This is a genomic window from Wolbachia endosymbiont of Atemnus politus (assembly GCF_013309895.1).
Genome location: NZ_JAAXCS010000162.1, coordinates 1 through 2329 on the forward strand (window position 1 = coordinate 1; position 2329 = coordinate 2329).

The following is a 2329-nucleotide window of genomic DNA, read 5'->3' on the forward strand; positions in this document are numbered from 1 at the left end:
GCTAAATATTCATTGGCTAGTTTTGCATGGTAGATATGTTTGCAAAGCACAAAAACCTTCGTTTGAGACGTGCATAATCCATGATATGTGTGAGTTTGAGTGCAAGAGGTATAAATCTCTTCTTTTGTTACCCAAATAGAAATTCCTTGACAACCCACGCCAATCCCCTTACAATAAAAATGAAACTAATTATTTATCTTCCCTGTACAGATTAAATGACAAAAAAACTTATGTATCTGGCGTCTCACGCTTACATTTTTGCACTATGTGCACCTCATGTCTTTTACATTGTTGTCTACATTACTAACTAGTGCTATGTATTGCGCCTATTTGGGCGCTTAAAAAGATTAAAAAACGCCAACTGATAAAATTATAGTGAATAACTATCTGCCCTAGGTTTCTTTTGTCTTTTTTTCTGTTTAGTAAATTTCTTAACGTTTATAATTGAGACCTTAGAAGCAACTGAGTCGCAGTTATTAGACGTTTAGAATAAGAGAACGCCATGTTTGAAAGTTAAATGTAAATAACTAGCCACCCACGGGGACTCTTTTGCCTTTTTTTCGATTTGGTAAATTTCTTAATGTTTGTAGCTACCGTCATCCCGCTAGCGGGATCTATTTTCTTTTTTCCTGGATCATAGTACTGAGATGACAGGAGAAGGGGCTACTTGAATGACACCGAATTAGATGACAAAAAAGGGCTGTCATTCCAGCCAAACTTTTCTCAATCTCATCTGAAATATATCTGCTTTTATGCTAGTTTGCTTGCTCATAAACTGGATCCCAGTACTGGGATGACACCCTATAGACTACTCGAATGACAAGAAGAGGGTGCTGGGATAGCAGGAAGAGAAGGCATGACACCATTATAGAATCCCAGTACTTGATGGTTACTGGCTCTCATTTTTTGCGGCATGAAAGCGCCTATTTTACAAAAAAATGTGTTAGATTTAAAAGAACTTTCCTAAAATACACTAGCTATGCAACAAAGCCATCCGCAATTGGTGTTGATTAAGGCAGCAAATTTTGATTGAAAATTAGCTTTTTAACTATATAAGTTCTACATAAGTTCTACATTCAAAATGGAAAATATAATTTAGGTTTAAGGGTTATCCATTGGTTAATGGCTGTTTTTATCATTGGTATGCTTTGTTCTTAGTTACATGAAAAGCTTGCCGGTTAGCAATGAAATTAAATTCAGCATATACGCTATTCATATGGCTTGTGGCATCACTATTCTTGGAGTAATTGTAGTACGTATATTTTTTCGTGTCTTTACTAGTGTTCCATCACTTCCAGCAAATTCTCTCGCTTTGAAGTCAATGCGAGCAACGCAGTACACTTTGTTTATATTCTTTAATGATACTGATACCGCTGTCTGGTTACGTCATGTCTTCTGCTTCTGGCATCAAGATCAAATATCTTTTTTATATTCCTTTGTTAATCAGTAAAAACAAAGAACTATCTAATACAGCCAATGGACTACATTGGATGCTTGCATACATTATAATATTCTTTATAACCTTACATATACTTGCTGCTTTAAAACACACATTTATAGACAAACAAAACGCATCATATAGATTGTGTGTTAAGTAGCCTATGGAAAAAAGGAACGGATTTTCTTGGTAGTGAATTTGCAACAATGGGTGGTGCCATGAGCTGGGTTTCAGAAAGAAATTTAGTTTCGGCAATCTTAAACGCTGCTGGTTTTGGTCTGATTGTATGCGGTGCCATGTCTCCAGACTTACTGAAAAAAGAAATCATGGAGACACAGAAATTAACCAGGAAACCGTTTGGTGTAAATATAATTACTATGCACCCAAACTTAAGTGAGTTGATAAAAGTGTGTATAGAAACGAAAGTAAGCCATGTAGTACTTGCCGGTGGACTACCAACAAAGTCTGGTATAGAAAAAATCAAGATTGTAGGTACTAAAGTGGTGTGCTTTGCACCGTCGTTAAGCCTTGCGCAAAGAGGTTAGCAAAAATGGGGGTAGATGCATTAATCATAGAAGGGATGGAAGCAGGTGGACATATAGGACCAATTAGCACTTCCGTTCTTTCACAGGAAATATTACCTAACTTTAAAAACCTAAAAAATTGCAAATATGTGAAACTCCATCATGGCATTCCTCAGGGGGTTCCATTCTCAGTCTCATTTTATTTTCAATATATCTCAATGACATAGAGAGGATCCTATATAAGGAAACCCAAATTGTACTATATGCTGAAGACATTATCATTTGTGCTACTCATGAAAACAAAGAAAAAGCAGTCGAAAGACTTCAAATAGCTCTAAATAAATTCTCAATAATTGCACACAATAGA

At 35.9% G+C, this 2329-nt stretch carries 1 protein-coding gene and 2 pseudogenes; all 3 read left to right on the forward strand.

Annotation, left to right across the window (positions count from 1 at the left end):
• Positions 1 to 667: 667 nt before the first annotated feature.
• Entirely contained in the window at positions 668 to 820 is a 153-nt protein-coding gene (locus HET73_RS07110) for a hypothetical protein (protein ID WP_174134272.1), read from the forward strand.
• Between the two features lie 302 nt (positions 821 to 1122).
• Positions 1123 to 1598 (forward strand): annotated as a pseudogene (locus HET73_RS09580) (cytochrome b).
• Positions 1588 to 2114: pseudogene (locus tag HET73_RS07120) on the forward strand (NAD(P)H-dependent flavin oxidoreductase); the annotation flags it as partial. The pseudogenes HET73_RS09580 and HET73_RS07120, both read left to right, overlap by 11 nt.
• Positions 2115 to 2329 lie beyond the last annotated feature (215 nt).